This is a genomic window from Streptomyces sp. NBC_01515, from assembly GCF_045040345.1.
In the GTDB taxonomy this organism is placed as follows: domain Bacteria; phylum Actinomycetota; class Actinomycetes; order Streptomycetales; family Streptomycetaceae; genus Streptomyces.
The window spans coordinates 10770352-10796314 of the sequence record NZ_CP109416.1 but is presented as its reverse complement, the minus strand read 5'-3'; the positions used below and the strand labels follow the sequence as shown (position 1 = coordinate 10796314).

Sequence of the window (25963 nt, the reverse complement as noted above, 5' to 3'; positions counted from 1 at the left end):
GCGATGACCGAACTGTCGGCGACGGGGGGACGTGATGTCCACACCGTCCGCTTCCCCGCCACCACTCCCCCGGCGACCGTCGACGTCCTCGTCGTCGGCGCCGGCCCGGTCGGCCTGGCGGCGGCCGTCGAACTGACCTCGCGGGGCGTCGAGGTCGCCGTCGTGGAGCGCTCCCCCGCCGCGACGCTGGTGCGGGCCGGCGCGATGGGCCACACCCCGCGGGTCGTGGAGCATCTGCGGCGCTGGGGACTGCTCCAGCGCGTCCGGGACGCGTGGACGTACCCGCCGGAATGGCACCGGGGCACCCGGCTGGTCACCTCCCTCGCCGGGCACGAGCTGGTGCCCGTGCCCGCCCCGTCGTTCACCGACAGGGCAGGCAGCGCCGGGCACTCCGCCGACGAGGCGCTGCGCCGCCCGCAGACCGTGTTCCAGCGGGTGTTCCTCGACCACCTGACGGAACAGGGCGTCAGCGTGTCCGGCGGCTGGGAGCTGACCGGTCTGCGCGAGGACGCGAACGGCGTCGACGCGGAGGTCGTGGACGTCGACTCCGGCCGCTCACAGATCATTCGGGCCGCCTATGTCCTGGGCACCGACGGAGGCAGCAGCACCACCCGCCGCCTGGCCGGCATCGACCGTACGGGCGAGCACGCCACCGAGAAGCGGTTGCGGCTCATCGTCCGCACCGGCGACATCGCGGACCGGGTCGGACCCGCCCCGAGCGCGACGAACATCGTCGTCAACGCCAGCGCCTCCGGCTTCCTGGCCGCCGTGAGCGCACGGGAGTGGCGGGTGTACGCCGGCCCGTACCCGCTCGAACACGAGCCCGGCGAGGGTGAGTTGCTGGACGTCGGGCGGGCCGCGTTCGGCCTGGACATCGACCTTGAGCTGGTGTCCGCGACGACCTTCTACCACGCCACCCGAATCGCGGAGACGTTCCGTCGCGGCCGGGTCCTGCTCGCCGGTGACGCCGCCCATGTCCGCACGCCCGGCGGCAACCTGGGCGAGGGCATCGGCGATGTCGTCAACCTGGGCTGGAAGCTCGCGGCGGTGCTCGCCGGACAGGCCCCGCCGAGCCTGCTCGACTCCTACGACCAGGAGCGCCGCCCCCACAACTGGCGAGTCGCCGAGCACGCGTTGGAGCGTGCGCGGCGCACCCAGGCCACCCTCGCCGAGATCCGGGCCGACGGCATCCCCGACGACGCGGACCTCGGCGAGGACGCGGTACGACGGCGGGCCGAGATCGGCGCACGGCTGCGCCGGGACCGGTTCGGCAGCGACGGGGTGGCCTTCGACGAGCGGTACGACGCCTCGGCGGTCGTCCGGTACGAACCCGGCCAGCTCGACGCCGAACAGCCCTGGCGCGCCGACGTCTACGAGGACGACCCGCGCCCGGGCCACCGTGCGCCCGACGGTCCCGTCGACCCGAGCGGCGGCACGCTCTACGACCGCCTCGGCACCTCCTTCGGCCTGCTCGTCCTCACCGACGACCGGACCGTGGAGAAGGCCTTCGCCGCCGAAGCCGCCGCCCGTTCCCTGCCGTTCACGGTCGTCCACCTCACCGACCCGGCGGCACGGACCCTCTACGGCACGGCCAACGTCCTGATCCGCCCCGACCAGCACGTCGTCTGGCGCGGTACCCGGCTGCCCGACGCGGGCGCCGCCGCCGTACTCGACCAGGTGCTGGGGCATGCCGAGGCGACGGCCGAACCCGCCCCGGTTCCCGTCACCACCGCAGCCTGACACCGAAAGGCCATCACCCCATGACAACCGAGAGACCACGCTTCCGGCTCGGTTTCCTCACCCATGTCCAGGGCCGCGACGACGACATCGCCCGCACCTACCGCAACGCCCAGGAACTCTTCGTCGTGGCCGACGAGTTGGGCTTCGACGTCGGCTGGGTGGCCCAGCACCACGTCCCCCTCGGGGGCGGTGGGCTGTCCTCGCCCTGGACCTTCCTGGCCCACGCGGCGGCACGCACGACCCGCATCCGGCTCGGCACCGCCATCACCATCCTCCCCCTGGAGGACCCGGTACGGCTCGCCGAGGACATCGCCACCGTCGACACGCTCAGCGGGGGCCGTGTGGAGCTCGGCGTGGGCAGCGGGTCGAGCGAGGTGGAGTACGCGGCGTTCGGCAAGGACGTGGCCCGCAAGCGCGAACTCACCAGCGAGAACCTCGACATCGTGCGCCAGGCCCTCGACCGGCACGAGGTGGGCACACCCGGCTTCCGCATCCAGCCCCGGCCCGGCGACTTCAACGACCGTGTCTGGCAAGGGGTGTTCAGCGAACAGGGAGCCGAGTACGCCGCACAGGGCGGTGCGAATCTGCTGCTCAACCGGGCGGCCTACGGCTTCGACGCCCCCACCGACGAGGTCCAACGCCCTTGGGCCGACGCCTACTTGGCCGCCTGGGACCAGCCGCGACGCCCGCGCATCGGCCTCTCCCGGTTCGTGTTCCCGGCCAAGGACCGCCGCACGGCACTCGCGGCGATCGGCGACGACGTCCACCGGGCGGCGCTGCGCATGGCGGAGCACGGCGCGTTCCCCAAGGGCCTCGACCAGGACGAGGCGTTGCGCCGCTTCCACTCCTTCTACGGCCATCCCGACGAGATCGTCGCCGCGCTCCAGCAGGAGCAGGTGCTGCCTGTCGCGACAGACCTGATCACCCAGTTCAACCCGGCCATCCCCGACCACGACGCCGCCGTCCGCGCCCTCGAACTCATCGCGACCGAGGTGGCACCCGCACTGGGCTGGAAGCCCGCGCCGACGGCCGCGCCCGTATCCGCAGGAGTATGAAATGACCCAGTACAGCGACTACTTCGGCCCCGAGGGCCTGCGCGTCCGGGGCACGGTCCTCGTCGTCCCCGGCCGCGGCGAGACCCGGGCGACCTACGCCCGCTTCGGCAAACGGCTCGCCGCCGATGCCTACCGCGTCCGGGTGATCGACGCCCCCGACCTCGCCACCGAGGACCTGACCGGCCTCGCCGCCCGGCTGGCCGACGCCGCCGAGGGCACGGCCGTGGACGACGGTGTCGTACGACCGCTCGTCCTCGTCGGCGCCGACTCGGGCGCCGCCGCGATCGCCGCACTGCTCGGGCGGGCGGCCGGCGGTGAGCCCGACGCCGTAGTCCTGGCGGGCCTGCCCGGCCTGACCCCCGGTACCACTCCGACCGCCGGCACCTGGGACGAGGAACTCGACGTCCGCACCTCCTGCCCCGCCCACCGGGGTGCCCTCACCCAGGACCCCGAGGTGCGGCGCGGTTCGCTCGACGAGGCGATACCGGAGGCCGTGCTCACCGCCGCCTACGACAGTGAGGCCGCCGTACCGACCCTGCTTCTCGTCGGTGACGCCGATCCCCTCGCCGATCACGAGGCACTCGCACGCACCGCCAAGTCCCTTGCCAGGGCACGGCTTTCGGTCGTGCACGGCGCTCACCACGATGTCCTCAACGATCTCCAGCACCGTTCGGTGGCCGCCGAGGTCGTCACCTTCCTGGAGAACCTGCGCAACGAGCTGCGGCCGCTGATCACGGTGCGGTCGAGCGCCTGGTGAGCGTCCGCCCGCCCGCTCGGTACGTCGTCTGAACCCCGATCCCGGAAGGTCCGTCATGGCCTCGATCCTGTCCGTCTCCGGCAGTCCATCCCCCACCTCCCGCACCACCCGACTCCTGCGTCACCTGGACGACCGGCTCCGCCTCCAGGGCCATGACGTGACCCCGCTGGAGGTGCGCACCCTGCCCGCGCAGGCGTTGCTGGGCGCCGACTTCGGGCATCCGGCGATCGTGGCCGCCACGGCGCTGTTCGAGCAGGCGGACGGGGTGGTGATCGGGACGCCGGTCTACAAGGCCGCGTACTCGGGCCTGTTGAAGTCGCTCCTCGACCTGCTCCCGCAGTACGCGCTGACCGGCAAGACGGTGCTGCCGCTGGCCACGGGCGGCAGTACGGCCCATGTCCTGGCGATCGACTACGCGTTGCGGCCGGTGCTGAGTTCCATGGGGCCCTCGCACATCGTGCCCGGCTGGTTCACGCTCGACAAGGACATCACGGTCGGCGAGGACGGCACGCTGACCGTCGCAGCCGCCGCGGCCTCGGCGCTGGAACAGGTCACGGACCACTTCTCCAGTGCGTTGGGCGGTCGTACGGCGCTGCTGGCGTCCGCGGGGTGAACGGCGCGGGGGGCCGGCGTGGTTGTGGCAGTCGTGTTGCAACTCCCCACGTCACGCTGGTTCTCCGGCACCGGCTGTGGTTCTCTCAGTGCATGACCGTGCTCGTGACCCGCCGCCACGTCGACTACGTGCGTGTCACCAGCACGGGGTGTCCCGCCGAGAGCTGACGCTCCGCTCCGGCATCCGGTCCCCCGTTTCACCAGCGCGCCGCGCCGTCCTCCGTCCTGCCCGCCTCCGGTCCGGACGGCGGCCCCGCGGTCGCTTGACGCACGCCCGCACCCCCGCACGCTCCGCACAAGGGAGAACCATGAGCCAGCCCATCGACTCCGTCGCCGCGGGTCACACCCCCGAGGACGAGCCCGCAGGTCCCGACACCTCGGCCTGGTCGTTCGAGACCAAGCAGATCCACGCCGGTGCCGTACCGGACCCGACGACCGGGGCGCGGGCGACGCCGATCTACCAGACCAGTTCGTTCGTGTTCCGCGACACCCAGCACGCCGCGGACCTGTTCGCGTTGGCCGAGCCCGGCAACATCTACACCCGGATCCACAACCCCACCCAGGACGTCTTCGAGCAGCGCGTCGCCGCCCTCGAAGGCGGAGTCGCCGCCGTGGCTCTCGCCTCCGGGCAGGCCGCGGAGACCCTCGCCATCCTGACGCTGGCGTCGGCGGGCGACCACCTCATCTCCAGTACGTCACTGTACGGCGGCACGTACAACCTCTTCCGGCACACGCTGCCGAAGTTCGGCATCGAGGTGTCGTTCGTCGACGACCCCGACGACCTGGAGGCGTGGCGGGCGGCGGTCCGCCCGAACACGAAGGCCCTGTTCGCCGAGACGCTCGGGAACCCGCGCGGCAACGTCCTCGACGTGCGAGGGGTCGCCGATGTCGCGCACGCGGCGGGGGTGCCGCTGATCGTGGACAACACCGTGCCGACGCCGTACCTCCTGCGTCCGATCGAGCACGGTGCCGACATCGTGGTCCACTCGGCGACGAAGTTCCTCGGCGGGCACGGCACCACGATCGGCGGTGTCGTGGTCGACGGCGGCACCTTCGACTTCGGCGCGCACGCCGATCGCTTCCCCGACTTCAGCGAGCCGGACCCCAGCTATCACGGCTTGCGCTACTGGCCGGCGCTCGGCCCGGGTGCCTTCGCCATCAAGCTGCGGGTGCAGTTGCTGCGCGACCTGGGCCCGGCGATCTCGCCGCACTCGGCGTTCCTGCTCCTCCAGGGCGTGGAGACGCTGAGCCTGCGCATCGAGCGGCACTCGTCCAACGCGCAGGCGCTGGCCGAGTGGCTGGAGCAGCGCGACGAGGTGGCCGCCGTCCACTATCCGGGACTTGAGTCCAACCGGTGGTACGAGGCGGGGCAGCGTTACCTTCCGCGCGGTGCCGGTGCGGTGCTGGCCTTCGAGCTGCGGGACGGGGTCGAGGCCGGGAAGCGGTTCGTGGACGCCGTCGAGCTCTTCAGTCATCTCGCCAACATCGGGGACGTACGCAGTCTCATCATCCACCCCGCCTCTACGACCCACAGTCAGCTGGACGAGGCGCAGTTGGCGGCGACCGGCACCTCGCCGGGGCTGGTGCGGCTGTCGGTCGGCATCGAGAACCTCGCCGATCTGAAGGCCGACCTGGAGGCCGGGTTCCGCGCGGCCAAGGGCGCGTCCTGAGCACCGTACCGACACCGTCGGCGGTCCCCCTCCCGTCGGCCTCCGGGGGCTGGCGGGAGGGGGACCCGCCCGGACGCCGTCAGTGGCACACCCGGGAGAAGCCCCTCGCGCTGGAGGCGGGCGGTGAACTGCCCGGTGTGCGGCTGGCGTTCGAGACCTGGGGGCGGCTCGCGCCGGACCGCTCGAACGCCGTGCTGGTGCTGCACGCGCTCACCGGCGACAGCCATGTCGCCGGGGCCGCCGGGCCGGGTCACCCCACGGCCGGCTGGTGGGACGCGCTCGTCGGACCCGGTCAAGTCCTGGACACGGAGCGGTGGTTCGTCGTCGCGCCGAACGTCCTCGGCGGCTGCCAGGGCAGCACCGGGCCGTCCTCGCTCCGGCCCGACGGGCGGGCGTGGGGCGGAGCCTTCCCGTTCGTGACCCAGCGCGACCAGGTCGCCGTAGAGGCTGGTCTGGCGGATGAACTGGGCATCGAGCGTTGGGCGTTGGTGGTCGGCGGTTCCATGGGCGGGATGCGGGCGCTGGAGTGGGCGGTGAGGTATCCGGAGCGGACGGACGCACTTCTGCTGCTCGCCACCACCGCTGCTGCCAGCGCCGAGCAGATCGCGTGGGCCAACGTCCAGCTGCACGCGGTCCGTTCGGACCCGCACTGGCACGGCGGTGACTACCACGACACCGGCCGGGGTCCCCACGCGGGACTCGGCCTGGCCCGCCGCCTCGCCCACGTCACCTACCGGAGCGAGCCGGAGTTGGCGGTCCGCTTCGGCCGAACGGCACAGGGTGGGGAGGACCCGTGGAACGGTGGCCGGTACCAGGTCGAGTCGTATCTCGACCATCACGCCGCCAAGTTGGTTCGCCGTTTCGACGCGGGCAGCTATGTCACCCTCTCCGAGGCCATGAACAGCCACGACATCGGCCGCGACCGGGGTGACACGCGGGCCGCGCTGCGCCGGGTGACGGCGAGGACCCTGGTCGCCGGGGTCGACTCCGACCGGCTCTATCCGCCGTACCAGCAGGCCGAGTTGGCGGCCGGAATCCCGTCCGCGGACCGTCTCCGGCTGATCGAGTCGCCGTACGGCCACGACGGGTTCCTGATCGAGACGGAGCAGGTGGCCGCGCTCGTCCGCGAACTCCTCGGTTAACAGGCCGAGTTCACGGCCGGCCGCCCGTCCCTACCTCCGACGCCAGGGCAGCGCTTCCTGGTCGTCCCCGGCGTCCTCCTCGCGATGGAGCGCCGCGTTGATGGCCTCGCCGATCTCCGCGAACTGGCGTACCTGCTCGGGCGTGAGCGCGTCGAAGACCGCGCGGCGGACCGCCTCGACGTGGCCGGGGGCCGCGCGCTCCAGGAACTCGCGGCCCTGCGCGGTGAGCGCGGCGAGTTGGCTGCGCCGGTTCTCGGGGTCCTCGTGGCGGTCGAGGTAACCGGCTTCCTGGAGGCGGGTCACGGCGTGGGTCAGCCGGCTGCGGGTGATCTTGAGGCGCTCGGCCAGTTCCGACATGGTCAGGGTGCTCTGCGGAACCGAGGAGAGGTGCGCGAGGAGGATGTAGTCGGAGTGCGTCATCCCCGCGTCGCGCCGCAGCTGACGGTTCAGGTGGTCGGAGAGGAGGGTGGAGAACTCGACGTAGGCGAGCCAGGCCCGCCGCTCCTCGGCATCCAGCCAGCGTGGCGTCGTGGTCATGGTCGCACTGTAGCCGCCGCCGTTTGAACCTTCACACCACCCGGTCCGGCGCGCTCGCGGTGATCCAGCCGGTGACCTGCCGCACGTACTCCCGGTAGCCGGACCGCGCGGCGGACACGACCGCGGCGACCTCCTCGGGTTCGGCGTCCAGATACAGCTGCACCAGGACGTGGTGCGGTCCGTCCGCCGGCGCAAGGGCGGCGGCCAGTTCGGCGTCGATCAGCCCGGCCCGCTCGGCCGCGCCGAACGAGGCGGCGGGTGTCCGCGGCGGCGCTTCGCCCAACACCCCTGCGGAGACATGCCGGTTGATGGCGAAGGCGAGGTCGTTCAGAAGGGCCAGGACTCGCTCTACGGCCAGTCCGGTACCCGGGTCGTTCGCCAGTCGCGCGCCGTCCAGCCGTCCGAGCGAGTCGAGTTGTACGACCGCCTTGCGCAGGGTGATGAGCCGGTGCTCGATCGCCGCTCGGTCCACGGTCACCGGCGCCGCCCCTGCCCTCGATGTGGTCATCGCCGCAGCGTGCCACGCCCGGACCGCGCGGCCACCGCCCGATTCCGTCTGGTGGGACAACCGATGGACGACCGGTGCCGCCGGGGGGACAGTCGTCCCCCGTGGTCAACCGGGACCACCAGGGCAAAGTGGGTACGGAATGCGGCAGTTGAGTGACCTCTTCCGTAATTTCATGCAGCTTGGATACGTGACGGACGACATCGACACCGCTGCGGCGTTCCTGGAGTCGAGGCTGGGAACGGTCCAGTGCGTCAAGCACTTCAAGTCGTCGCTGGGCGGCGGTCTGCCGCCCGCCGGTGCCGACGACCCGCGCGGAACCTTCGTCGTGGTGGACGGGGTGCCCGCCGACGAGTGGGTCATCGATGTCGCCCTGGTCAACGCCGGTCCGACCAACCTGGAGATCATCCGCCCGGTCGGCGGCATGGTCGACCTCTATCGCGGGGCCGTCAGGCCCGGGGAGCCGGCGACGCTGCATCATCTGGGCTTCCGCGTCGACGACTTCGACGAGGCGTCCGCGATCGTCGCCGCGAGCGGCAGGTCGTGGAAGCAGTACGGGGACAGCGGCGCCATCCGGTTCGGGTATCTCGACATGACGGCCGAGCTGGGGCACTTCGTGGAGGTCATGGAGCTCGACGAGGAGGCCGCCCAGGGGTTCGCGCACCTTGAGGCGGCGTCGAACGCGGGCCGCGACTGAGTGCGCTGTTCTCTTTCGGCACGGTCCGCTTCCGCATGAGTCGGCCGTGTCCGTCCGATGCTCGACACTTCACGAGAGGGACCGTCATGAGCGGCGCAGGCACAGCTGATTCCTACGATGTCATCGTCGTCGGCTCGGGCGCGGGGCTGGTCGGCGCGTACGCCGCGGCCTCCCGCGGGCTGCGCACGCTGGTGATCGAGAAGACGGAGTACGTCGGCGGGACCACGGCCTATTCGGGCGCCGGGATCTGGCTGCCCGGCAACGCGGCCGAGCAGCGGGCCGGCGTCGAGGACGGCCCCGACGTCGCACGCCCCTACCTGGACGCGATCGTCGGCGACGACTCGCCGGCCGCACTGCGGGAGGCCTTCCTCCAGGCCGGTCCCACCCTGATCGAGGAGTTGGAGAAGAACCCCCGGTTCGGCCGGTTCTTCTGGCAAGGCGTGCCCGACTACTTCGCCGGACGCCCGGGGAGCCTGCCCCAGGGCCGCACGGTCTTCCCCGAGAACCTCAGCCGTTCCGATCTCGGCGACCTGGAACCGCTGGTGCGCAGGCCGCTGTGGACGGAACGCTGGGGAGTGGAGGTCCCGTCGGAGATGATCGGCGGGCAGGCCCTCATCGGCCGGGCGCTGCTCGCGTTCACGGAGACCGGCAACGGAACGGTGCGCACGAACACCGCGCTGGAGCGCCTGATCGTCGAGGACGGTGCGGTCGTCGGGGTCGAGGCCCTGAGCGAGGGCGAGTTGGTGACCTTCCGTGCCGAGCGGGGCGTCCTGCTCGCCGCCGGCGGGTACGAGCGGAACGGCGCGCTGCGTGAGCGGTTCCAGCCCGGGGTCACCGACGAGTGGACCCAGGGCTGCGAGGGCAACACCGGCGACGCCCTCACCGCGGGCATCGACATCGGCGCCGCGACGGACCTGCTCGACGAGTCGTGGTTCGCGCCGGGCCTCGTCGTACCCGACACCCGCCCGGTGTTCTACACGTCGGTCTGGAGCGGCATCTGGGTCAACTCCGCCGGACAGCGCTACCTCAACGAGCGTCTCCCCTACGACCGCGCCGGTCACGAGATGCTCAGGGCGCACCGGTCCTCGCACGTGTCGCACCTGCCCACGCACTGGGTGTTCGACCAGCGCCAGCTCGACAACGAGCGGGCGTTCGCCGGGCTGCCGGTCGCACCGCAGGTGCCCGGCTGGTTCGACGTGGAGAAGTTCCTCGCCGCAGGTGTGCTGAAGCGGGCCGACACGCTGGAGGAACTGGCGGAGCTGATCGGTCTGCCCGCCGGTGCGCTCACCGAGAGCGTCGAGCAGTTCAACGGGTACGCCCGCAACGGCAAGGACGAGCAGTTCGGCCGCGGTGAGGATCCCTGGGACCTGATGATCACGCACATGGCGGGGTCCCACACCGACGGCCCCAACCCCTGCCTGGGAGTGATCGACAAAGCGCCGTTCTACGCGGCCACGATCGTGCTGTCCGACCTGGGGACCAAGGGGGGCCTGAAGACGGACGAGCACGCGCGCGTGCTGCGGCCCGACGGTTCGGTGATCTCCGGTCTGTACGCGTCGGGGAACACGATGGCGCCGATGTCCGGCCGGATCTACCCGGGTGCGGGCGGTCCCGTGGGTTCGTCGATGGCGTTCTCCTACATCGCCGCCGTCGATATGGCGGACGACGGCCGGTAGACACGCGGAGCACGTGCAACTCCCTCTCGAAGGCGGTCTCTTCGAGAGGGAGTTCCGTGTTCAGGCGGACTCGGTCGAGTGACCGGGAAACAGGGACAGGGCGGGGTCCAGGGCGACGGCGGCGTTGTTGACCGCGGTCGCCACCTCCCCGAAGCCGACGGACATCAGGCGCACCTTGCCGGGGTACGCGGTGACGTCGCCGGCGGCGTAGACCCGGTCGACCGTGGTGCGCATCCTGGTGTCGACGACGATCGTGCGCCGCTCCAGTTCGACGCCCCAGTCGGCGAGTGGTCCGAGGTCGCTGATGAAGCCGAGGGCGGCCACGACCGCGTCCACCTTCAGCACCCGGACCTCTTCCCCGTCGACCTTCAGGTGCGCCTGGCGCAGCAGGTCGTCGCCTGCCAGGGTCTCCACCTGGGCGTTGGTGACGATGTCGACTCCGCGTTCGTGCAGTTCGCGCACGCTCGCCGCGTGGGCCCGGAAGGTGCCGCGACGGTGCACGAGGGTCACCGAGCGGGCGATCGGGTGCAGGGCGAGGGCCCAGTCGACGGCGCTGTCCCCGCCGCCGACGACGAGGACGTCACGGTCGGCGTGCTCGGCCGGGTCCGGGACGAAGTAGCTCAGCCCGCGCCCGAGGAACTCCTCCCCGGCCGGGAGGGTGCGCGGCGTGAACGTGCCGATCCCGGCGGTCAGTACGACCGCTCCGGCGTCGACGGTGGTGCCGTCGGAGAGGGTGACCTGGGGGCGTCCGTCGGGCGTGTGGGTGAGGTCGACGGCCTGGCGGCCGAGGAGGTAGGCCGGGTCGAACGCGTCGGCCTGGTCCTTGAGGGCGGTGACGACGTCGCGGCCTCGGGTGCCGGGGACGGCGGCGATGTCGCGGATCTCCTTCTCCGGGTAGAGCGCGGTGATCTGGCCCCCGCACTGCGGCAACGCGTCGACCAGGACGGTCCGCAGTCCGCGGAAGCCCGCGCAGTAGGCGCCGTAGAGCCCGATCGGGCCGGCGCCGACGATGAGGATGTCTGTGGTCACGGTCTCGGCCACGGGCCGGCCTCCTGGGGAGAGTGGATCGGGGCGTGCCGCCTGCGGATCCGTCCCGCCGTGGCGCACGGGTGAGGGCGTCACGGCGATGGGCACGGCTCGGCGGGGGCGGTCGGCCGGCTGAGTGTAGGTCGGGCCCGAGCAGGGCTGTCCGCGCAGGTCCCGGCTGATGGGACGGCCGGTGGACGGCCCCGGACGCCGAGTGGAGAGTCGTTTTCACCGCCACCGCGATGACGGCACGGCGTCCACAGGGACAAGGAGGGTGACACGCGTGAGCGATGAGGTGCGGGTGTGGATCGATCAGAAGCTGTGCACGGGTGACGGTCTGTGCACCCAATACGCCCCCGATGTCTTCGAGTTCGGCGGTGACGGCCTGGCCTACGTCAAGAACGCCGCCGACGGGGAACTGCTGACGCCGGAGGGCGCGCAGGCCGATGTGGCGGACCGGCTGCGTCTCGACGTGATCGACGCCGCCGACGAGTGCCCGGGCAACTGCATCCACGTGGTGCGGCGCGCCGACGGGACCGAGGTCGCCGGCCCCGACGCCGGCTGACATCACCTTGCGGCCGCCTGGAGCCGTACACGCATGTCGAGTGGAGGAGTGGTCAGAGGTGTCTGCAGTGGTTGAGCCCCAAGTGGAGCGTCGAGTCCCCTGGTTCGAGGGCGATGTTCCCGCCGAGAAGGTCCCGGAGAAGTACCGGCTTTCGCGTGCGTTCGTGCCCAAGGCCCGTTATCTGGACCCGGAGTTCCTCAAGCTGGAACTGGACAAGGTGTTCACGCGGGCGTGGTTGCTCGCCTGCCGTCTGGAGGAACTGCCGGGTGTCGGGAATTTCGTCGAGTACGAGATCGGTGGTCATTCGATCCTGATCGTGCGGGAGGCGAAGGACTCGATCCGCGCCTACTTCAACGCGTGCCGGCATCGCGGTACGCGGCTGGCGCGGGGCCGGGGGCGGGTCGGTTCGCTCATCTGCCCGTTCCACGGCTGGCGTTGGAACCTGGACGGTTCGATCAGGCTGGTGCTGGACCGTGAGGAGTTCGTGCCGCGCTCGGACGACGACCTGGGCCTGGTCCAGGTACGGGCGGAGCAGTGGGGCGGGTTCGTGTTCATCACCATGGACCCCGACGCGAAACCGCTTCTCGAATACCTCGACCCGATCCCGCGGATCTTCGCGCCGTTCCAGTTCGAGAACATGCGCTACCGGTGGCACAAGAGCGTGCTGCTGCCGTGCAATTGGAAGACCGCGCTGGACGGATTCCTTGAGGCGTACCACGTAGCGGGAACGCATCCGCAGCTCTACCGCTTCGACAAGTCGAACACCAACATCGCCTCGATGAAGGAACTTGAGAACCGGATGTGGGCGCCCACGACCGTGTACGAGCGGCACGCGCACTATTCGAGTGTCGGCCCGAAGGAGAAGACGGCTCCCGAGAACGCGGCCAAGGATCCGACGGACCGCGGCGGCACGGGAGGCATCACCGACGAGCGGCTCGCCGTGGCGCTGAGCGTGCAGTACATCGCCGACGACATGCGCGGCCTGGAGAACGAGCGGAGCCGGCGGGCCGCCGAGGCGCTGAAGACCGCGGAGGTGCCGGAGGGGATGACTGCCGGTCAGTACTACCTCCAGCTGTACAAGGAGTTGTCGCTCGCCGAGGGCTACGACTGGCCGGAGATCACGCCCCAGCAGTGGGCCGAGGCCGGTACGGCGTGGAACGTGTTCCCGAACACGATCCTGCTGCCCAACCAGGGATCGGTGTTCGGCTACCGGGCGCGCCCCGACGGACTCGACCCGGACAGCTGCCTGTTCGAGATCTTCAGCCTGGACCAGATCCCCGTGGCCGACTACGACAAGAAGCGGGACTTCCAGCCCCAGTTCTTCGAGGACTTCCGTGAGGCCGACCTCGGCGAGATCTTCACGCAGGACCTGATGAACGCCAAGGAGGTGACCGTGGGCATGCACTCCCCCAGCTTCGACGGGCACCGGCTGAGCGAGGAGCAGGAGATGACCATCTACAACCACCACCGGGTCGCCGACCGCTTCCTCTGGACGGACTGACCCCGCCGATCCGTGGTCCCGGCCCCCAGGGGCCGGGACACGATCATGTCGAGGACCTACCGCCGGACCCAGCCGACGTCGTGCCAGTACGTCTCCAACTCCCGCACCGGCTTGGGCCAGGTCTCGATGTAGGTGACACCCTCGGGTCCCGCCGTCATCGTGTACGGAGTGCCGGCCCGGCTGAGGAAGAAGTCCCCCGGCCCCACCCGCACGGTCTGCGGCTCGCCCGCTTCGTAGTGCTCGATGTGATACTCGCCGGCGAAGACGAAGAGCATCTCGTCGACGTTGTGGTGGTGCCGGGGCACCGTGAAGTCCGGGCGTACGCGCAGCGGGTTGCGGTTGAAGCGCGGTACGTCGATGGGCTTGGTGGTCACCCACATCGCCCCGTCGAACGTGGCCGCGAAGTCCACGGGGGCGTCCCGCAGCAGGCCACCGTCGTTCCAGAGGTAGTTCGGATGGCCCTGCTGCTCCAGGGGCATGGGAACCCAGTCCGCGTCTTCCACCAGATCACCGAATGTAAGAGTCACCCGGCGACCGTATGCGCGGCCTGATCCGGTGTCGCCGGGAGGTTCCGCTCATCGGGACCCCTCCGCCGGGCTCCGGTCCGGACCCCGGTCCCGGCCAACGGGATTCACACATGACACGTCCCACCCCGGTCCCCACTATCGGGGCATGGGAATCGAGTTCTTCAATCTGCTGTCGGACGAGGGCTGGATCGAGCTGCCGGTCGACCAGTCCGCTCCCACGTATCTGTGGAGTGAGGGCGGTCTCCTGGCCGATGCGCCGGTCGACATGGAGCAGACCTTCAAAGGGAACATGTGGTGGTCGACGAAGGTGGACCCGTCGTTCAATCTGAACGGCCTGCGGTGCGCACCGGACTTCGCGGTCCCCCGCCACCATCACAACCTCGACGAACTGATCATCGTCTTCGGCGGCGCGTTCCATGTCGCCTGGGGCAAGGACGGGGAAGAGGGCAGCCGGACCATCGGTCCGGGCGAGTTCTGGATCAGCAAGGCCGGGACTCCCTATCTCATGACGGCCGGCCTGGAGGGCGTCACCTACATCGAGACCTGGCCCGAGCCGATGGCGAACCTGGAGACGTACTGGCACGACGCGGGCTGGGTCCATCGCGGCCAGTGAACAGCACCCCCCATATATTACGGCCCCTCATATCAGGCGTGATGCCGCATGAGGGGCCGATCTCTTGGACCAGTCCGGTACGACCCATTCCAGCGTGGCTGAATTACGTATACTCTTCTTGCTTACGGGCCACTGCTTCCGAAGATCGGCCATCCCTCTCCCCGCATCGGAGCAGGTCCGTCTCGTCGCCGGTCATGAAGTCCTCGGCAAGCCCTCGGCACGCCGGCCGGCATGGTCTGCCGCGGCGCCCGGCCCTCGTGCCGTTCGACCTCCACGCGCGGCTCTCTCTCTTCACTTTCTCGGACGGCAGCGTCGCCGCACGGCGCCGCCGGTCGCTGATCGCAGCGAGTGCCGGGCACTCGCCGACACGTTGGGACGCAGACATGATCGAGTCGGTCGGACGAGCCCTCTCCTCAACCCGGTCGCGCGCGTCGGTCGCGCTGGTGTCGACCACGGTCCTGCTCGCGGGATGCGGCGGTAGCGGTGACGGCGCCACCGCCGCCGCGGGCAGCACGAAAATACCGGCCGCACTGGCGAGCGCCTTCCCCGGGAAGAAGGCCACCGGCGCGCCGGTCAGGATCGGCCTCATCACCAACGAGGGCGGCGCCACCACCAGTCAGCCCGAGAACAGGGAGGCCGCGGAAGCGGCCCGGAAGTACGCGAACGACGACCTCGGCGGAATCGCGGGCAGGCCGATCGAGTTCGTGACCTGCAAGACCAAGGAGGAGCCGGCGACGGCACGGGACTGCGCGAACCAGATGGTCGAGCAGAAGGTCGACGCGGTGGTCCTGACCAGCAGTGGTCTGGGTGACTCCATGGTGCCGATCGTGACCCAGGCCGGCATTCCCTGGACGACGTCCATCGCCGCCAGCAATTCCGAGGGCACCACCGCCAACGCGTTCTCGTGGACGGGAGGTTTCCCGACGACCATGACGTCGATGGCCGCGTACGCGAAGGAGAAGGGCTACAAGAAGGTCGCCGCGTTCGTGATCGACGCGCCCGCCGCGGTCAGCGGCGTCGAGGCCATCGGCAAGCCGGTCTTCGCCAAGGCCGGTGTCGGTCTGCAGATCGTGACGATAGCGGCGGGCACACCGGACGCCTCTCCTCAGGTGAGTGCCGCGCTGCGCAACAGGCCCGACGCCGTCGCCGTCGTAGGAGAGTCGACGGTGTGCACCTCCGTGCTCCAGGCGATGAGCACGCTCGGGGCCGGTATCGCCCGGATGAGCGTCCAGTCGTGTGTGGCTCCCGAGGTCGTCGACGCGGTGGGCGCGGGCATGGACGGCCTTCAGGTGTTCAGCAGCTTCGACGTGGCCGGCGACGACATCGAGGCCCGGCTCTACCGCCAGGTGATGAAGACGTACAGCCCCAGCACACCGACCCAGGGCTATGCGGCGATCGGATACCAGGGCGTGCTCGGTCTGGTGCGCGCGCTGCACGGCCTGACGGGCACGGTCTCGTCGAAGACGATCACGGCGGCGCTGCACTCCGCGAAGGACGTCGTACTGCCCGCCGGCCACGGCATCACGTTCAGCTGTGACTCCAAGGCGGTACCGGGGCTGCCGTCGGCCTGCTCGGCGAAGGAGGTCACCGGCACGGTGTCCAACGGCAAGGTGGGAAAAACGGGGGTCGTCGATCCCAGTCCGTTGTTCGCGCGGTAGTCACAGCAGCCGGAAGGGACGGTCTCGCCGATGAGCCAGTACGTCGTGTTTCTGTTGCTGGGCCTGGGAAGCGGGGCGGTGTTCGGCGCCCTCGCGCTGGCACTCGTGCTCACCTTCCGCAGTTCCGGCGTGGTCAACTTCGCCACCGGGGCGACCGCGTTGTACAGCGCGTACACCTACGCGTTCCTGCGCCAGGGCGAGTTGCTGGTGCCGTTGCCGGGGGTGCCGAAGACGGTCGGGCTCGGCGGCCCGCTCGGCCTCTTCCCGGCGATGGCCATCTCCCTCGTCCTCGCCGCCCTGTTGGGGGTGGTCCTGTACGGGCTGGTCTTCCGGCCGCTGCGCACCGCACCGCCGGTGGCGAAGGCCGTCGCGTCGATCGGGGTGATGCTGGTGGTCCAGGCCGTGCTCGCCACGGCGGTGGGCACGGGGGCGGTGTCGGTCAAGGCCATCCTGCCCAACGACCCGGTGTCCTGGGGCGGTTCACTCCTCCCGGGTGACCGGCTGTGGTTCGCGGCCGTGATCGTCGTACTGACCGTCGTCCTGGCGCTGGTGTTCCGGCTGACCCGGTTCGGGCTCACGGCCCGGGCGGCGGCGGAGTCGGAGAAGGGCGCGCTGGTCAGCGGACTGTCGCCGGAGCGGATCGCGGTGGCGAACTGGGCGCTCAGCTCCGCCATCGCCGGTCTGTCCGGCATCCTGATCGCGCCGATCGTGCCGCTGGTCCCGGTCTCCTACACGCTGTTCATCGTGCCGGCCCTGGCGGCGGCGCTGGTCGGCAACTTCACGGCGCTGATCCCGGCCGTGGGAGCGGGTCTGGTCATCGGGATGCTCCAGTCGGAGGTGCAGTTCCTCCAGGGGAAGTGGTCGTGGCTCCCCCAGGCCGGTCTGGCCCAACTGGTGCCGCTGGCCGTCATTCTGGCCTATCTCGTGGTGCGCGGACGGCCGCTGCCCACGCGCGGCTCGCTGATCCAGCAGGCGTTGGGCCGGGCACCCCGGCCCGACCGCATCCTCGTCCCGGCCGTCGTGAGTACGGTCCTGGGTGTCGTCGTGCTCTTCGCGACCACCGGAAGCATCCGCGCGGCGGTGATCACCTCGCTGACCCTGGCGGTGATCTCGCTGTCGCTGGTGGTCGTCACCGGGTTCGCCGGGCAGATCTCGCTGGCGCAGCTGACCCTGGCGGGGGTCGGCGCGTTCAGCCTGAGCAGGCTGAGCGTCGAATGGGGTATCCCCTTTCCGTTCGCTCCGTTGCTGGCGGCCTTGGCGGCGACGGTGATCGGGGTGGTGATCGGGCTGCCCGCGCTGCGGATCCGTGGCCTGCCGGCGGCGGTGGTCACGGTCGCGCTCGCGGTGGCTCTGGAGGCCTTCTGGTTCCGCAACACGCAGCTCAACGGCGGCCTGGGCGGCTCGAAGGTGCCCTCGCCCCACCTGTTCGGGATCGACCTGGGCATCGGAGCGGGCGACGACTATCCACGCATCCCGTTCGCATTGCTGTGTCTGGTGGTGCTGCTGCTCGTCGGCCTGGGCGTGGCGTGGCTGCGCCGCAGCCGCCTCGGCGCCGCGATGCTCGCCGTGCGCGCCAACGAACGGTCGGCCGCGGCGGCGGGCATCGACGTCGCCCGTACGAAGATCGTCGCGTTCGCGATCGGAGCGTTCATCGCCGGGCTCGGGGGCGCCCTGCTGGGCTACCAGCAGACCGTCGCCGACGCCGAGATGTTCACCGCGATCGGCGGTCTCGGCCTGTTCGCCACCGCCTACCTGGCCGGCGTCACCTCGCTGTCCGGCGGCCTCGTCGCCGGGGTGATGGGGGCCGGCGGTCTGCTGCCCGTCCTCCTGGACCGGGCCCTGTCCATCGGCGAGTGGTACGACGTGATCATGGGCATCGGCCTCGTCCTCACCGTGATCACGAACCCGGAAGGCATAGTCGGCCCGGCGCACGAACTGTCGGCCCGGCTACGGCGCAAGCGCCGTCCCTCCGCCCTCGGCCAGGACGCCGACGTCCTGGCCGAGTCGGTGCCGTCCTCCCGCCCACCCGTTCCCGAACCGGGCGAGGTGCTCCTCGCGGTACGCGATGTCGGGGTCCGCTACGGCGGTGTGGTGGCCGTCGACTCCGTCTCCTTCGACGTGCGCTCGGGCGAGATCGTCGGCGTGATCGGCCCGAACGGCGCCGGGAAGACCACCCTCCTCGACGCGATCAGCGGATACAACCGCAGCACGGGAACAGTCGAGTTCGACAACCGGACGATCTCCTCGCTGAAGCCGTACCAACGCGGGCGGGCGGGCCTCGGACGCACCTTCCAGGGCATCGAGCTCTACGAGGACCTCAGCGTGGAGGAGAACGTGCTGGCCGGGGAGGCGGCGGCCCGGCACGGCGGCGACCACGTCGGCACCCTGCAGGGTCCTGAGCTGCGGAACCGGCTGTTCGAGACGCTGCACCTGAGCCGGTTCCGCACCCAGCCGGCCCGTGAACTCTCCCAGGGCAGGCGGCAGTTGGTGTCCATCGCGCGCGCCCTGGCCGGCCGCCCCCGGATGCTGCTGCTCGACGAACCCGCGGCCGGCCTGGACAGCACCGAGAGCCGCTGGCTGGGCGACCGGCTGCGGGCCGTACGGGCCGACGGCGTGACGGTCCTGCTCATCGACCACGACATGGGGCTGGTGCTGGACGTGTGCGACCGCATCGTCGTCCTGGACATCGGAAAGGTCATCGCGGACGGAACTCCCGCCGAGATCAAGGCCGATCCACGCGTCGCCACCGCCTACCTCGGTGCGACGCACGCCGATACCGACGAGGTGCGTGGGGAGGTCGTCCAGTGACCGGGCCGGAACTGCTGAGGTGCGAGGGCGTGGACGCGGGCTACGCCAAGGGACGGCCGGTGGTACGCGACTTCGACCTGAAGCTGCTCCCCGGTGAGGTCACGGCCCTGCTGGGGCCCAACGGGGCGGGAAAGACAACCCTGTTGACGACCCTCGCCGGCCTGCTGCCGCGCCTCGACGGAACGGTGACGCTCGACGGACGGGAGATCCGTGGCGGGCGGGCACGTGAGGCCGCCCGGCGGGGACTGGTCCTCGTACCCGACGACCGGTCCCTGTTCACCCAGCTCACCGTGCGGGACAACCTGACGCTCGCGCGGCGGCGCCGGGGCAGCACCGTGGACCAGGTGCTCGACTTCTTCCCGGCACTGGGAAAACGGCTGAAGGTCGCGGCCGGGATGCTCTCGGGCGGGGAGCAGCAGATGCTGGCCCTGGGCCGGGCCATGATCCAGGACCCCCGGGTGCTTCTCGTCGACGAGTTGAGCATGGGGCTGGCGCCGGTGATCGTCGAGGAGCTGCTGCCGATCGTACGGCGGATCGCCGAGGACACCGGCACGGCGGTCGTGCTGGTCGAGCAGCACGTCAGGCTGGCGCTCGACGTGGCGGACCGGGCGGTGGTCCTGGTGCACGGGGCGACGGTGTTGAGCGGTTCCGCCGCGGGACTCGCGGCGGACCCCGGTCTGCTGGAGCGCGCCTATCTCGGCGAGCGGGCGCCGGAGCCGGTCGCCTGACCACGCCCCTGATTCCTCGCAATAGGGATACTCATTAGTCCGCTCGGGTACGGAGGGATCGTCGCGGCCGTCGCGACACGGAGACGGAACGAACGAGGGACGGAACATGACGAACAGTGAGGACGCGGCCGAGGAGCAGCGGCGAGGACCGGGCCCGCACCCGGCCGGAGCGCCCGCGCGAAGCGTGTCGGCGTGAGGACGCCCGGGCTTCCCGGCAGCAGCCGGTACGACGACCCGGCGCTCGGACTGGGCGCGCCCGAGCCGGTGTCGACCCCGCAGGTCGAGTCGTGGACCCGGGCGGCGGGACCGGGCGGCGCGGACGGAGACGGGTACGGCGGGATGATCGCGCGCCTGCGCGCCTTCCTGGACCATGTCGCGGCGGCACGACTGGACCCCGCCACGGTGGCCGCGCTGTCGCAGGACCTGGGCGCCTGGACCGAGCGGCTCGCCGACGCGGCCGTTGCCGAGCGCGAGCAGGTCTTCGGGCATCGGGACGACATGCCCGGCCGTGGCCAGACGATGGCGCCGTCCTTCCTGGTCCGCGAGGCCGACCGTTCCAGCGTCCGCGGCACGGTCCGCTTCGGCCGGTACTTCCTGGGCGGGAACGGAGCGGTCCACGGCGGCGCCGTCCCTCTGCTCTTCGACGAGGTGCTGGGCCGGCTGTCGGGTTCCGGGGGCCGCAGCCGAGCCCGTACCGCCGCCCGTGGGCGCACACCTCCCGAGGCGTCGGCGTCACAACAGTCGCCGAGGCCCTCGATTTCGGGCTGGCCCACGCCCGCGGCGAACGGCCGCCCGAGCGCGCCCCGGTCCGCCTGTTCGTCATGGGCGCGGAGACCTGGCGCGACTTCCCCTCCTGGCCCCCGCCCGGCTACCCACCGCGGCGCTTCCACCTCCATCCGGGCGGCACTCTGTCCACGGACTCGGCAGGCGAGTCCGCGCCGGACGGCTACCGCTACGACCCGGCGGACCCGACCCCGGCCGTCGGCGGTGTGCGTCTTGCCCTCGGCGTCAGGCCGGGCCGCGTCGACAACACCGCACTCGAAGCCCGGCCGGACGCGCTGACCTATACAACTGCCTTACTGGACACAGATGTTGAAGTCATCGGCGAGGTCAGCGCCGAGATCTGGTTCCGCTCCGGCCTGCCCCACGTGGATGTGTTCGTTCGCCTGTGCGACGTGGACGCCAAGGGCCGCTCGACAAACGTGTGCGACGGACTGGTCAGCCTGACCGGCGCCGACCGGACCTCCCGCGCGAGGGTACGGCTGTGGCCCACGGCGTATCGCTTCCGACGCGGTCACCGCGTCCGCGTCCAGGTGTCCAGCGGCGCCTTCCCGCGCTACAACCGCAATCCCGGCACCGGCGAACCCAGGGCGACCGCGACGACCCTCCGCACCGCGGACCAGGAGGTGTTCCACGACCCCGGGCACCCCTCCGCGGTGCTCCTGCCGGTGCGGCAGCCGATCCGGTAGCCGGCGGGGTGGCCCGTCGCTCCCACCGGTGTGGAGGCCGTCGGCTACGCGGACTGCCGAACGATCACCCGGGCCGGTTCGGGGGTGGTGTCGGCCGCAGGCAGGCCCAGCGCGCTGCGTGCGGCCATGCGGCCGATTGCCTCCGCGTCGAGGTGCACGGTGGTCAGGGCAGGTGAGAAGAGTGCTCCGTGCGGGGTGTCGTCGAACCCGATGACGGCGAGGTCCCCCGGTGCCCGCAATCCCGTGTTCCGCATCGCGGCGAGCATGACGAGTGCCAGGTCGTCGTTGTAGGCGAGGACGGCGGTGACGTCCGGGTGTTCGCTACGGAATGTCCGCAGCCTCTCCTCGGCGGCGCCGAGGCTGCTGGGCAGGACCAGGGTCGGGCAGTCGGCCAGGCCCGCGGCGCGGGTGGCCTGCCGGATCAGCCGCCCTCGCAGTCCGGCCAGGGCCTGGAGTTCCGGAGTGTCCGGCATGGCGGTGGCGATGTGCCGGTGACCCCGGTCGACCAGGTAACGGACCGGGACGTCGGCCTGCGCGGAGAACGCGTCGAAGGATGCCTCCGCGTCGGTGACGATGTCGTCCACGCTGCCCGCGTCGCCGAGATCGATCACGGCCCGCGCGGAGACGGCCTGCGCCACGTCGGACAGTGCCTGCGAGGAGAGGTGGCCGTGCATCACCAGCAACACGTGCTGGTGTGCGGCGAGTTCGGCGTCGAGGCCCCTGATGTAGCTGCCGAGGCTGCTGCCGGTGGGGACTCCCTCGATGTTGAGCAGGACGATGCGGGACGCCCCTTTGCGCAGCGCCTGCGCCGAGCCGTTGGGGACGTACCCGAGGTCGCGAGCGGCCTGTCGTACTCGTTCGCGTGTCTCCTCGGAGACGTGCCCGGCCGCCCCGTTGAGGACGAAGCTCACCGTGGTCTGTGAGACACCACTGGCCCGGGCGACGTCCTTGGCTGTCGCGCGCGTGGACCTGCTCACTCTCGCTCCTCGGAACGGAGCCGCCAACGGGCCCCTGCGTGCGGTCTGTCCGATGTGGTCCGGTCTGGGGATTGTGCGATGCGGGATGCGCTGGTTACCGTACCGCACACCACCGGTAATACGATTTACCACCGGTCTGGTACGGCCTCCGGTACCGGACCGGCTTCGAGGAGAGGTGTCCATGAAGCTCGACCTGGTCGACCCGGAGCTGCACCGCGCCGTCAGGCGGATGCCACGACTGCCGGTCCGCGGGAAGGTGGGGCGGCGCGTCGTGCGCGCCCTGGTCCGCCGGGGCGGACTCGGCAAGCGCGCCCCGGGTGTCGTCATCACGGATGTCGACGAGGGACGGGGCACCCGCCTGTACACCCCTGCCGGTGGTGGTTCGGGGGCGGCGCTGCTGTGGGTGCACGGCGGCGGATACCTCATCGGCGGCATCGCCCAGGACGACGCCCTCTGCTCCGCGACGGCCCACGAACTCGACATCGTCGTCGTCTCGACGGACTACCGCCTCGCCCCCGAGCACCCCTTCCCGGCCGCACTCGACGACGTTTTCGCCGCCTGGCAGTGGTTGCGGGCGTCGGCCGGGAAGCTCGGCATCGACCCGGAGCGTGTCGCCCTCGGGGGTTCCAGCGCCGGCGCGGGCCTGGCCGCCTGCCTGGCACAGCGGCTGCACGACGCCAACGGGTCCCAGCCCGTCGCGCAGTGGCTGCTCGCCCCGATGCTCGACGACCGCACCGCCGCGCGCCGCGAACTCGACCCCGCACAGCACCTGGTGTGGAACAACGCCACGAACCGGACCGGTTGGGGCGCCTACCTCGGCGCGGCACCCGGCGGCCCGGAAACTCCCGCCTACGCGGTCGCCGCCCGGCGCGCCGACCTCGGCGGTCTGCCCCCGGCCTGGATCAGCGTGGGCGACATCGACCTGTTCACCGACGAGTGCCGCGCCTACGCCGGCCGGCTGCGCGAAGCGGGCGTGGACTGCGCCTTCGACCTCGTCCCCGGCGCTCCGCACGGCTTCGAGGGCTGGGCCCCCGACACCCGCATCGCCCGCGGACTACTGGCCCGCGGCCGTGCCTGGCTGGGCGCGCGGCTGACCGGACCGGCCCCGGCCGCCCCCGGCAAGGCGTAGGCCCGAGCAGCACAGGGCCACAGGGCCCCGAACAGCACCGGATCCCGCCGGTCCGAGACACCCCGCACCTCACGGAGACCTCCATGATGCGCACGTCCTTCAACGACGGCTGGCACAGCCGCCCCAAGGTCAACCCCTTCGCCGAACTGTCCGGCGCGAAGATCCCCTACCGGCCGGTGGCACTGCCGCACGACGCGATGATCGAGCAGGACCGTAGGGCGCCCGCCGGCGAGGTCACGATGGAGGGCGGCGCGGGCGCCTATTTCCCGGGCGGAACGTACGAGTACCGCAAGACCTTCTCCGTTCCCGAGGAACACCGGGGCCGGCGGATCCTCGTCGAGTTCGAGGGCGTCTACCGCGACGCCGTCGTCCACATCAACGGGGACTTCGCGGGCCAACGGCCCTTCGGCTACTCGCACTTCCGCATCGACGCCGACCGTTTCCTGCGCTACGGCGACGACGGCGACAACGAGATCCGCGTCGAGGCCCGCGCCCATCGCGACTCGCGCTGGTACACCGGCGCGGGGATCCACCGCGACACGTGGCTGCTCGTCGGCGAACTGGTCCGGATCGCGCCCGACGGGGTTCGTGTCACCACCCCGGACATCGACGGGGAGCGCGCGGTGGTCGAGGTCGCGACGGAGGTCGAGAACGACTCGATCGCGATCCGTACGGTCGACATCGTCACCGAGATCCGCGACGGGGCCGGGACCGTCGTGGCGAGCGACGTCTCGAAGGTCACGGTGCTGCCGGGCGAGCCCGCGACCGTACGCCAACGCCTGTACGTCCGCGACCCGTTGCTGTGGGGCACGGATGCGCCCGCCCTCTACACCGCCACCGTGACCCTGAAGGACCTGGACACCGAGACCGTCACCTTCGGGATCCGTTCGCTGCGCCTGGACCCCGTGCACGGGCTGCGGATCAACGGGGAGACCGTCAAGCTGCGCGGTGCCTGCGTCCATCACGACAACGGGGTGCTGGGCGCGGCGACCTTCGCCCGTGCCGAGGAGCGCCGGGTCCACCTCCTCAAGGACGCCGGGTTCAACGCGCTCCGCATGTCCCACAACCCCATGAGCAAGGCGATGCTGGACACGTGCGACCGGCTCGGCATGCTCGTCATGGACGAGACCTTCGACGTGTGGACGTCCGGCAAGAGCGAGTTCGACTACAGTCTGAACTTCCCCGAATGGTGGGAGCGCGACGTCGAGGCGATGGTCGCCAAGGACTTCAACCATCCCAGCGTGATCATGTACTCGATCGGCAACGAGATCCCCGAGACCGGCTCGCCCTCCGGCGCCGCATGGGGGCGCAGACTCGCCGAGAAGGTCCGCTCGCTGGACTCCACCCGCTACGTCACCAACGCCGTCAACGGCATGCTCTCCGTCATGTCCGAACTGGGCAGACCGGCCCAGCAGGCACAGGAGAAGAAGGCCGCGGAAGCGGGTGCCGACGAGGCCGGGACCGAGGGCAAGGGCATCAACTCCCTCATGGCCGACGCGGGCGACATGATGAACGCGATCAGCGCCTCCAGCCTCGTGACGGAGAAGACGGCCGAGTCGTTCGCCGTCCTCGACGTCGCCGGCATGAACTACGCGGAGGCCCGCTACGCGATGGACCGCGAGTTGTTCCCCAACCGGATCATCGTCGGCACCGAGACCTTCCCCACCCGCATCGACGGCAACTGGCGGCTGGTCGAGGAACACGGGCATGTCATCGGCGACTTCACCTGGACCGGCTGGGACTACCTCGGCGAGGTCGGCATCGGCCGCCCCCAGTACCTCACCCCCGAGACACCCCGCCCCGTCCACACCGCGCCCTACCCCTACCTGCTGGCGGGCTGCGGCGACCTCGACATCACCGGCCACCGGCGCCCCGCCTCCTACTACCGCGAGATCGTCTTCGGCCTGCGGACCGAGCCCTACGTCGCGGTCCGCCGCCCCGAACACCACGGCAAGGCCTACGCCGGGTCGCCCTGGGCATGGAGCGACACCGTCGCCACCTGGACCTGGCCCGGCTTCGAGGGCGAACCGGTCACGATCGAGGTCTACGGCGACGCGGACGAGGCCGAACTCCTCGTCGACGGAAGCTCGTTGGGACGACAGCCGGTGGGCCCGGAGCACCGCTTCCGTACCGCGTTCGAGACGTCGTACGAGCCCGGTGAACTCCTCGCGATCGCCTACCGCGACGGCGTCGAGACCGGCCGTACCACCCTGCTCTCCGCGACCGGCCCGCTGCGTCTGCGGGCCGAGTCCGACCGCCCGGTCATCACGGCGAACGGCGGAGACCTCGCGTACGTCACCCTCACCCTGACGGACCCGGACGGCACCCTGAACACCGCGGCCGACCGCCCGGTGCACCTCGAAGTCACCGGCGCGGGCGTCCTGTTGGGCTTCGGCAGCGCCGATCCGGCCTCCGAGGAACGCTTCGACGCGACCGAACGCCGTACCTACGAAGGCCGCGTCCTCGCCGTCCTGCGCCCGACCGGTCCCGGCAGGATCCACCTGACCGCCTCGGCACCGGAGTGCGCCCCGGTCGACGTCGTTGTCACGGTCGAGTAGGCGGACAGCCGCT

General features: G+C 71.0%; 22 protein-coding genes. 17 read left to right on the top strand and 5 right to left on the bottom strand.

Annotated elements, in window-relative coordinates; genetic code table 11:
- Positions 1–3 precede the first annotated feature (3 nt).
- The 6 genes from OG407_RS47650 (at position 4) to OG407_RS47625 (ending at position 6976) form a co-directional block, all read left to right on the top strand.
- Positions 4–1740, top strand: coding sequence for an FAD-dependent oxidoreductase (locus OG407_RS47650; protein WP_405867468.1), 1737 nt, complete (start codon positions 4–6; stop codon positions 1738–1740).
- Positions 1741–1760: 20 nt separating this feature from the next.
- Entirely contained in the window at positions 1761–2795 is a 1035-nt protein-coding gene (locus OG407_RS47645; RefSeq protein WP_405867466.1) for an LLM class flavin-dependent oxidoreductase, read from the top strand.
- 1 nt (position 2796) lies between these two features.
- Complete coding sequence (locus OG407_RS47640; protein WP_405867464.1) at positions 2797–3552, top strand: alpha/beta hydrolase; 756 nt, start codon at positions 2797–2799, stop codon at positions 3550–3552.
- A gap of 55 nt (positions 3553–3607) precedes the next feature.
- The gene (gene ssuE, locus OG407_RS47635; protein ID WP_405867462.1) at positions 3608–4165 is read left to right on the top strand and encodes an NADPH-dependent FMN reductase; all 558 of its coding nucleotides are present in this window, start codon (positions 3608–3610) and stop codon (positions 4163–4165) included.
- Between the two features lie 307 nt (positions 4166–4472).
- On the top strand, positions 4473–5834 hold the full coding sequence (locus tag OG407_RS47630; RefSeq protein ID WP_405867460.1) for a bifunctional o-acetylhomoserine/o-acetylserine sulfhydrylase: 1362 nt from the start codon (positions 4473–4475) through the stop codon (positions 5832–5834).
- The gene (locus OG407_RS47625) at positions 5831–6976 is read left to right on the top strand and encodes a homoserine O-acetyltransferase (protein WP_405868956.1); all 1146 of its coding nucleotides are present in this window, start codon (positions 5831–5833) and stop codon (positions 6974–6976) included. Before OG407_RS47630 ends, OG407_RS47625 begins: the two co-directional genes overlap by 4 nt.
- Before the next feature lie 30 nt (positions 6977–7006).
- Here the strand turns inward: OG407_RS47625 and OG407_RS47620 are convergent, their stop codons facing one another.
- Both OG407_RS47620 and OG407_RS47615 read right to left on the bottom strand, forming a co-directional pair.
- Positions 7007–7513 (bottom strand): MarR family transcriptional regulator, encoded by a 507-nt coding sequence (locus tag OG407_RS47620; RefSeq protein ID WP_328675147.1) that lies wholly within the window; start codon positions 7511–7513, stop codon positions 7007–7009.
- A 31-nt stretch (positions 7514–7544) separates the two neighbouring features.
- Entirely contained in the window at positions 7545–8021 is a 477-nt protein-coding gene (locus OG407_RS47615; protein WP_405867457.1) for a HepT-like ribonuclease domain-containing protein, read from the bottom strand.
- Positions 8022–8193: 172 nt separating this feature from the next.
- Here OG407_RS47615 and OG407_RS47610 point away from each other — a divergent pair, with 172 nt between their 5' ends.
- Entirely contained in the window at positions 8194–8715 is a 522-nt protein-coding gene (locus OG407_RS47610; RefSeq protein WP_328675149.1) for a VOC family protein, read from the top strand.
- Positions 8716–8801: 86 nt separating this feature from the next.
- Positions 8802–10391, top strand: coding sequence for an FAD-dependent oxidoreductase (locus tag OG407_RS47605; RefSeq protein ID WP_328675150.1), 1590 nt, complete (start codon positions 8802–8804; stop codon positions 10389–10391).
- 60 nt (positions 10392–10451) lie between these two features.
- Here the strand turns inward: OG407_RS47605 and OG407_RS47600 are convergent, their stop codons facing one another.
- Entirely contained in the window at positions 10452–11432 is a 981-nt protein-coding gene (locus tag OG407_RS47600; protein ID WP_328675151.1) for an NAD(P)/FAD-dependent oxidoreductase, read from the bottom strand.
- A gap of 268 nt (positions 11433–11700) precedes the next feature.
- On the opposite strand from OG407_RS47600, the gene OG407_RS47595 reads away from it, so the two are divergent.
- Together OG407_RS47595 and OG407_RS47590 are read left to right on the top strand one after the other, a co-directional pair.
- Positions 11701–11982, top strand: coding sequence for a ferredoxin (locus OG407_RS47595; RefSeq protein WP_328675152.1), 282 nt, complete (start codon positions 11701–11703; stop codon positions 11980–11982).
- 58 nt (positions 11983–12040) lie between these two features.
- Positions 12041–13483: an SRPBCC family protein gene (locus OG407_RS47590; RefSeq protein ID WP_405867454.1), complete on the top strand. Its 1443-nt coding sequence runs from the start codon at positions 12041–12043 to the stop codon at positions 13481–13483.
- A gap of 56 nt (positions 13484–13539) precedes the next feature.
- Here the strand turns inward: OG407_RS47590 and OG407_RS47585 are convergent, their stop codons facing one another.
- A complete protein-coding gene (locus OG407_RS47585) occupies positions 13540–14010 on the bottom strand; it encodes a cupin domain-containing protein (RefSeq protein ID WP_405867452.1) in 471 nt (156 codons plus the stop codon).
- A gap of 145 nt (positions 14011–14155) precedes the next feature.
- Here OG407_RS47585 and OG407_RS47580 point away from each other — a divergent pair, with 145 nt between their 5' ends.
- The 5 genes from OG407_RS47580 to OG407_RS47560 all read left to right on the top strand — a co-directional run bounded on the left by OG407_RS47580 (position 14156) and on the right by OG407_RS47560 (position 21286).
- A complete protein-coding gene (locus tag OG407_RS47580; protein ID WP_405867450.1) occupies positions 14156–14623 on the top strand; it encodes a hypothetical protein in 468 nt (155 codons plus the stop codon).
- Positions 14624–15006: 383 nt separating this feature from the next.
- Positions 15007–16281: an ABC transporter substrate-binding protein gene (locus OG407_RS47575; protein WP_405867448.1), complete on the top strand. Its 1275-nt coding sequence runs from the start codon at positions 15007–15009 to the stop codon at positions 16279–16281.
- 30 nt (positions 16282–16311) lie between these two features.
- Positions 16312–19089: an ABC transporter permease subunit gene (locus OG407_RS47570; RefSeq protein WP_405867446.1), complete on the top strand. Its 2778-nt coding sequence runs from the start codon at positions 16312–16314 to the stop codon at positions 19087–19089.
- Positions 19086–19817 carry an ABC transporter ATP-binding protein gene (locus OG407_RS47565; protein ID WP_405867444.1) on the top strand — a complete coding sequence of 244 codons (732 nt, stop codon included), beginning with the start codon at positions 19086–19088 and terminating at the stop codon, positions 19815–19817. Before OG407_RS47570 ends, OG407_RS47565 begins: the two co-directional genes overlap by 4 nt.
- A gap of 287 nt (positions 19818–20104) precedes the next feature.
- Entirely contained in the window at positions 20105–21286 is a 1182-nt protein-coding gene (locus tag OG407_RS47560; RefSeq protein ID WP_405867442.1) for a CocE/NonD family hydrolase, read from the top strand.
- Positions 21287–21330: 44 nt separating this feature from the next.
- Here the strand turns inward: OG407_RS47560 and OG407_RS47555 are convergent, their stop codons facing one another.
- Positions 21331–22263 (bottom strand): LacI family DNA-binding transcriptional regulator, encoded by a 933-nt coding sequence (locus OG407_RS47555; RefSeq protein WP_405867440.1) that lies wholly within the window; start codon positions 22261–22263, stop codon positions 21331–21333.
- A 181-nt stretch (positions 22264–22444) separates the two neighbouring features.
- Between OG407_RS47555 and OG407_RS47550 the strand changes: the two genes are divergently transcribed.
- A complete protein-coding gene (locus OG407_RS47550; RefSeq protein WP_405867438.1) occupies positions 22445–23392 on the top strand; it encodes an alpha/beta hydrolase in 948 nt (315 codons plus the stop codon).
- Positions 23393–23475: 83 nt separating this feature from the next.
- Positions 23476–25950 carry a glycoside hydrolase family 2 TIM barrel-domain containing protein gene (locus tag OG407_RS47545; protein ID WP_405867436.1) on the top strand — a complete coding sequence of 825 codons (2475 nt, stop codon included), beginning with the start codon at positions 23476–23478 and terminating at the stop codon, positions 25948–25950.
- Positions 25951–25963 lie beyond the last annotated feature (13 nt).

Bases quoted from the DNA above. Each gene is read 5' to 3' on its own strand.
- OG407_RS47650 (WP_405867468.1), top strand. From the start codon at position 4: ATGACCGAACTGTCGGCGACGGGGGGACGTGATGTCCACACCGTCCGC.
- OG407_RS47645 (WP_405867466.1), top strand. From the start codon at position 1,761: ATGACAACCGAGAGACCACGCTTCCGGCTCGGTTTCCTCACCCATGTC.
- OG407_RS47640 (WP_405867464.1), top strand. From the start codon at position 2,797: ATGACCCAGTACAGCGACTACTTCGGCCCCGAGGGCCTGCGCGTCCGG.
- ssuE (WP_405867462.1), top strand. From the start codon at position 3,608: ATGGCCTCGATCCTGTCCGTCTCCGGCAGTCCATCCCCCACCTCCCGC.
- OG407_RS47630 (WP_405867460.1), top strand. From the start codon at position 4,473: ATGAGCCAGCCCATCGACTCCGTCGCCGCGGGTCACACCCCCGAGGAC.
- OG407_RS47620 (WP_328675147.1), bottom strand. From the start codon at position 7,513: ATGACCACGACGCCACGCTGGCTGGATGCCGAGGAGCGGCGGGCCTGG.
- OG407_RS47615 (WP_405867457.1), bottom strand. From the start codon at position 8,021: ATGACCACATCGAGGGCAGGGGCGGCGCCGGTGACCGTGGACCGAGCG.
- OG407_RS47610 (WP_328675149.1), top strand. From the start codon at position 8,194: ATGCAGCTTGGATACGTGACGGACGACATCGACACCGCTGCGGCGTTC.
- OG407_RS47605 (WP_328675150.1), top strand. From the start codon at position 8,802: ATGAGCGGCGCAGGCACAGCTGATTCCTACGATGTCATCGTCGTCGGC.
- OG407_RS47580 (WP_405867450.1), top strand. From the start codon at position 14,156: ATGGGAATCGAGTTCTTCAATCTGCTGTCGGACGAGGGCTGGATCGAG.
- OG407_RS47575 (WP_405867448.1), top strand. From the start codon at position 15,007: ATGATCGAGTCGGTCGGACGAGCCCTCTCCTCAACCCGGTCGCGCGCG.
- OG407_RS47570 (WP_405867446.1), top strand. From the start codon at position 16,312: ATGAGCCAGTACGTCGTGTTTCTGTTGCTGGGCCTGGGAAGCGGGGCG.
- OG407_RS47550 (WP_405867438.1), top strand. From the start codon at position 22,445: ATGAAGCTCGACCTGGTCGACCCGGAGCTGCACCGCGCCGTCAGGCGG.
- OG407_RS47545 (WP_405867436.1), top strand. From the start codon at position 23,476: ATGATGCGCACGTCCTTCAACGACGGCTGGCACAGCCGCCCCAAGGTC.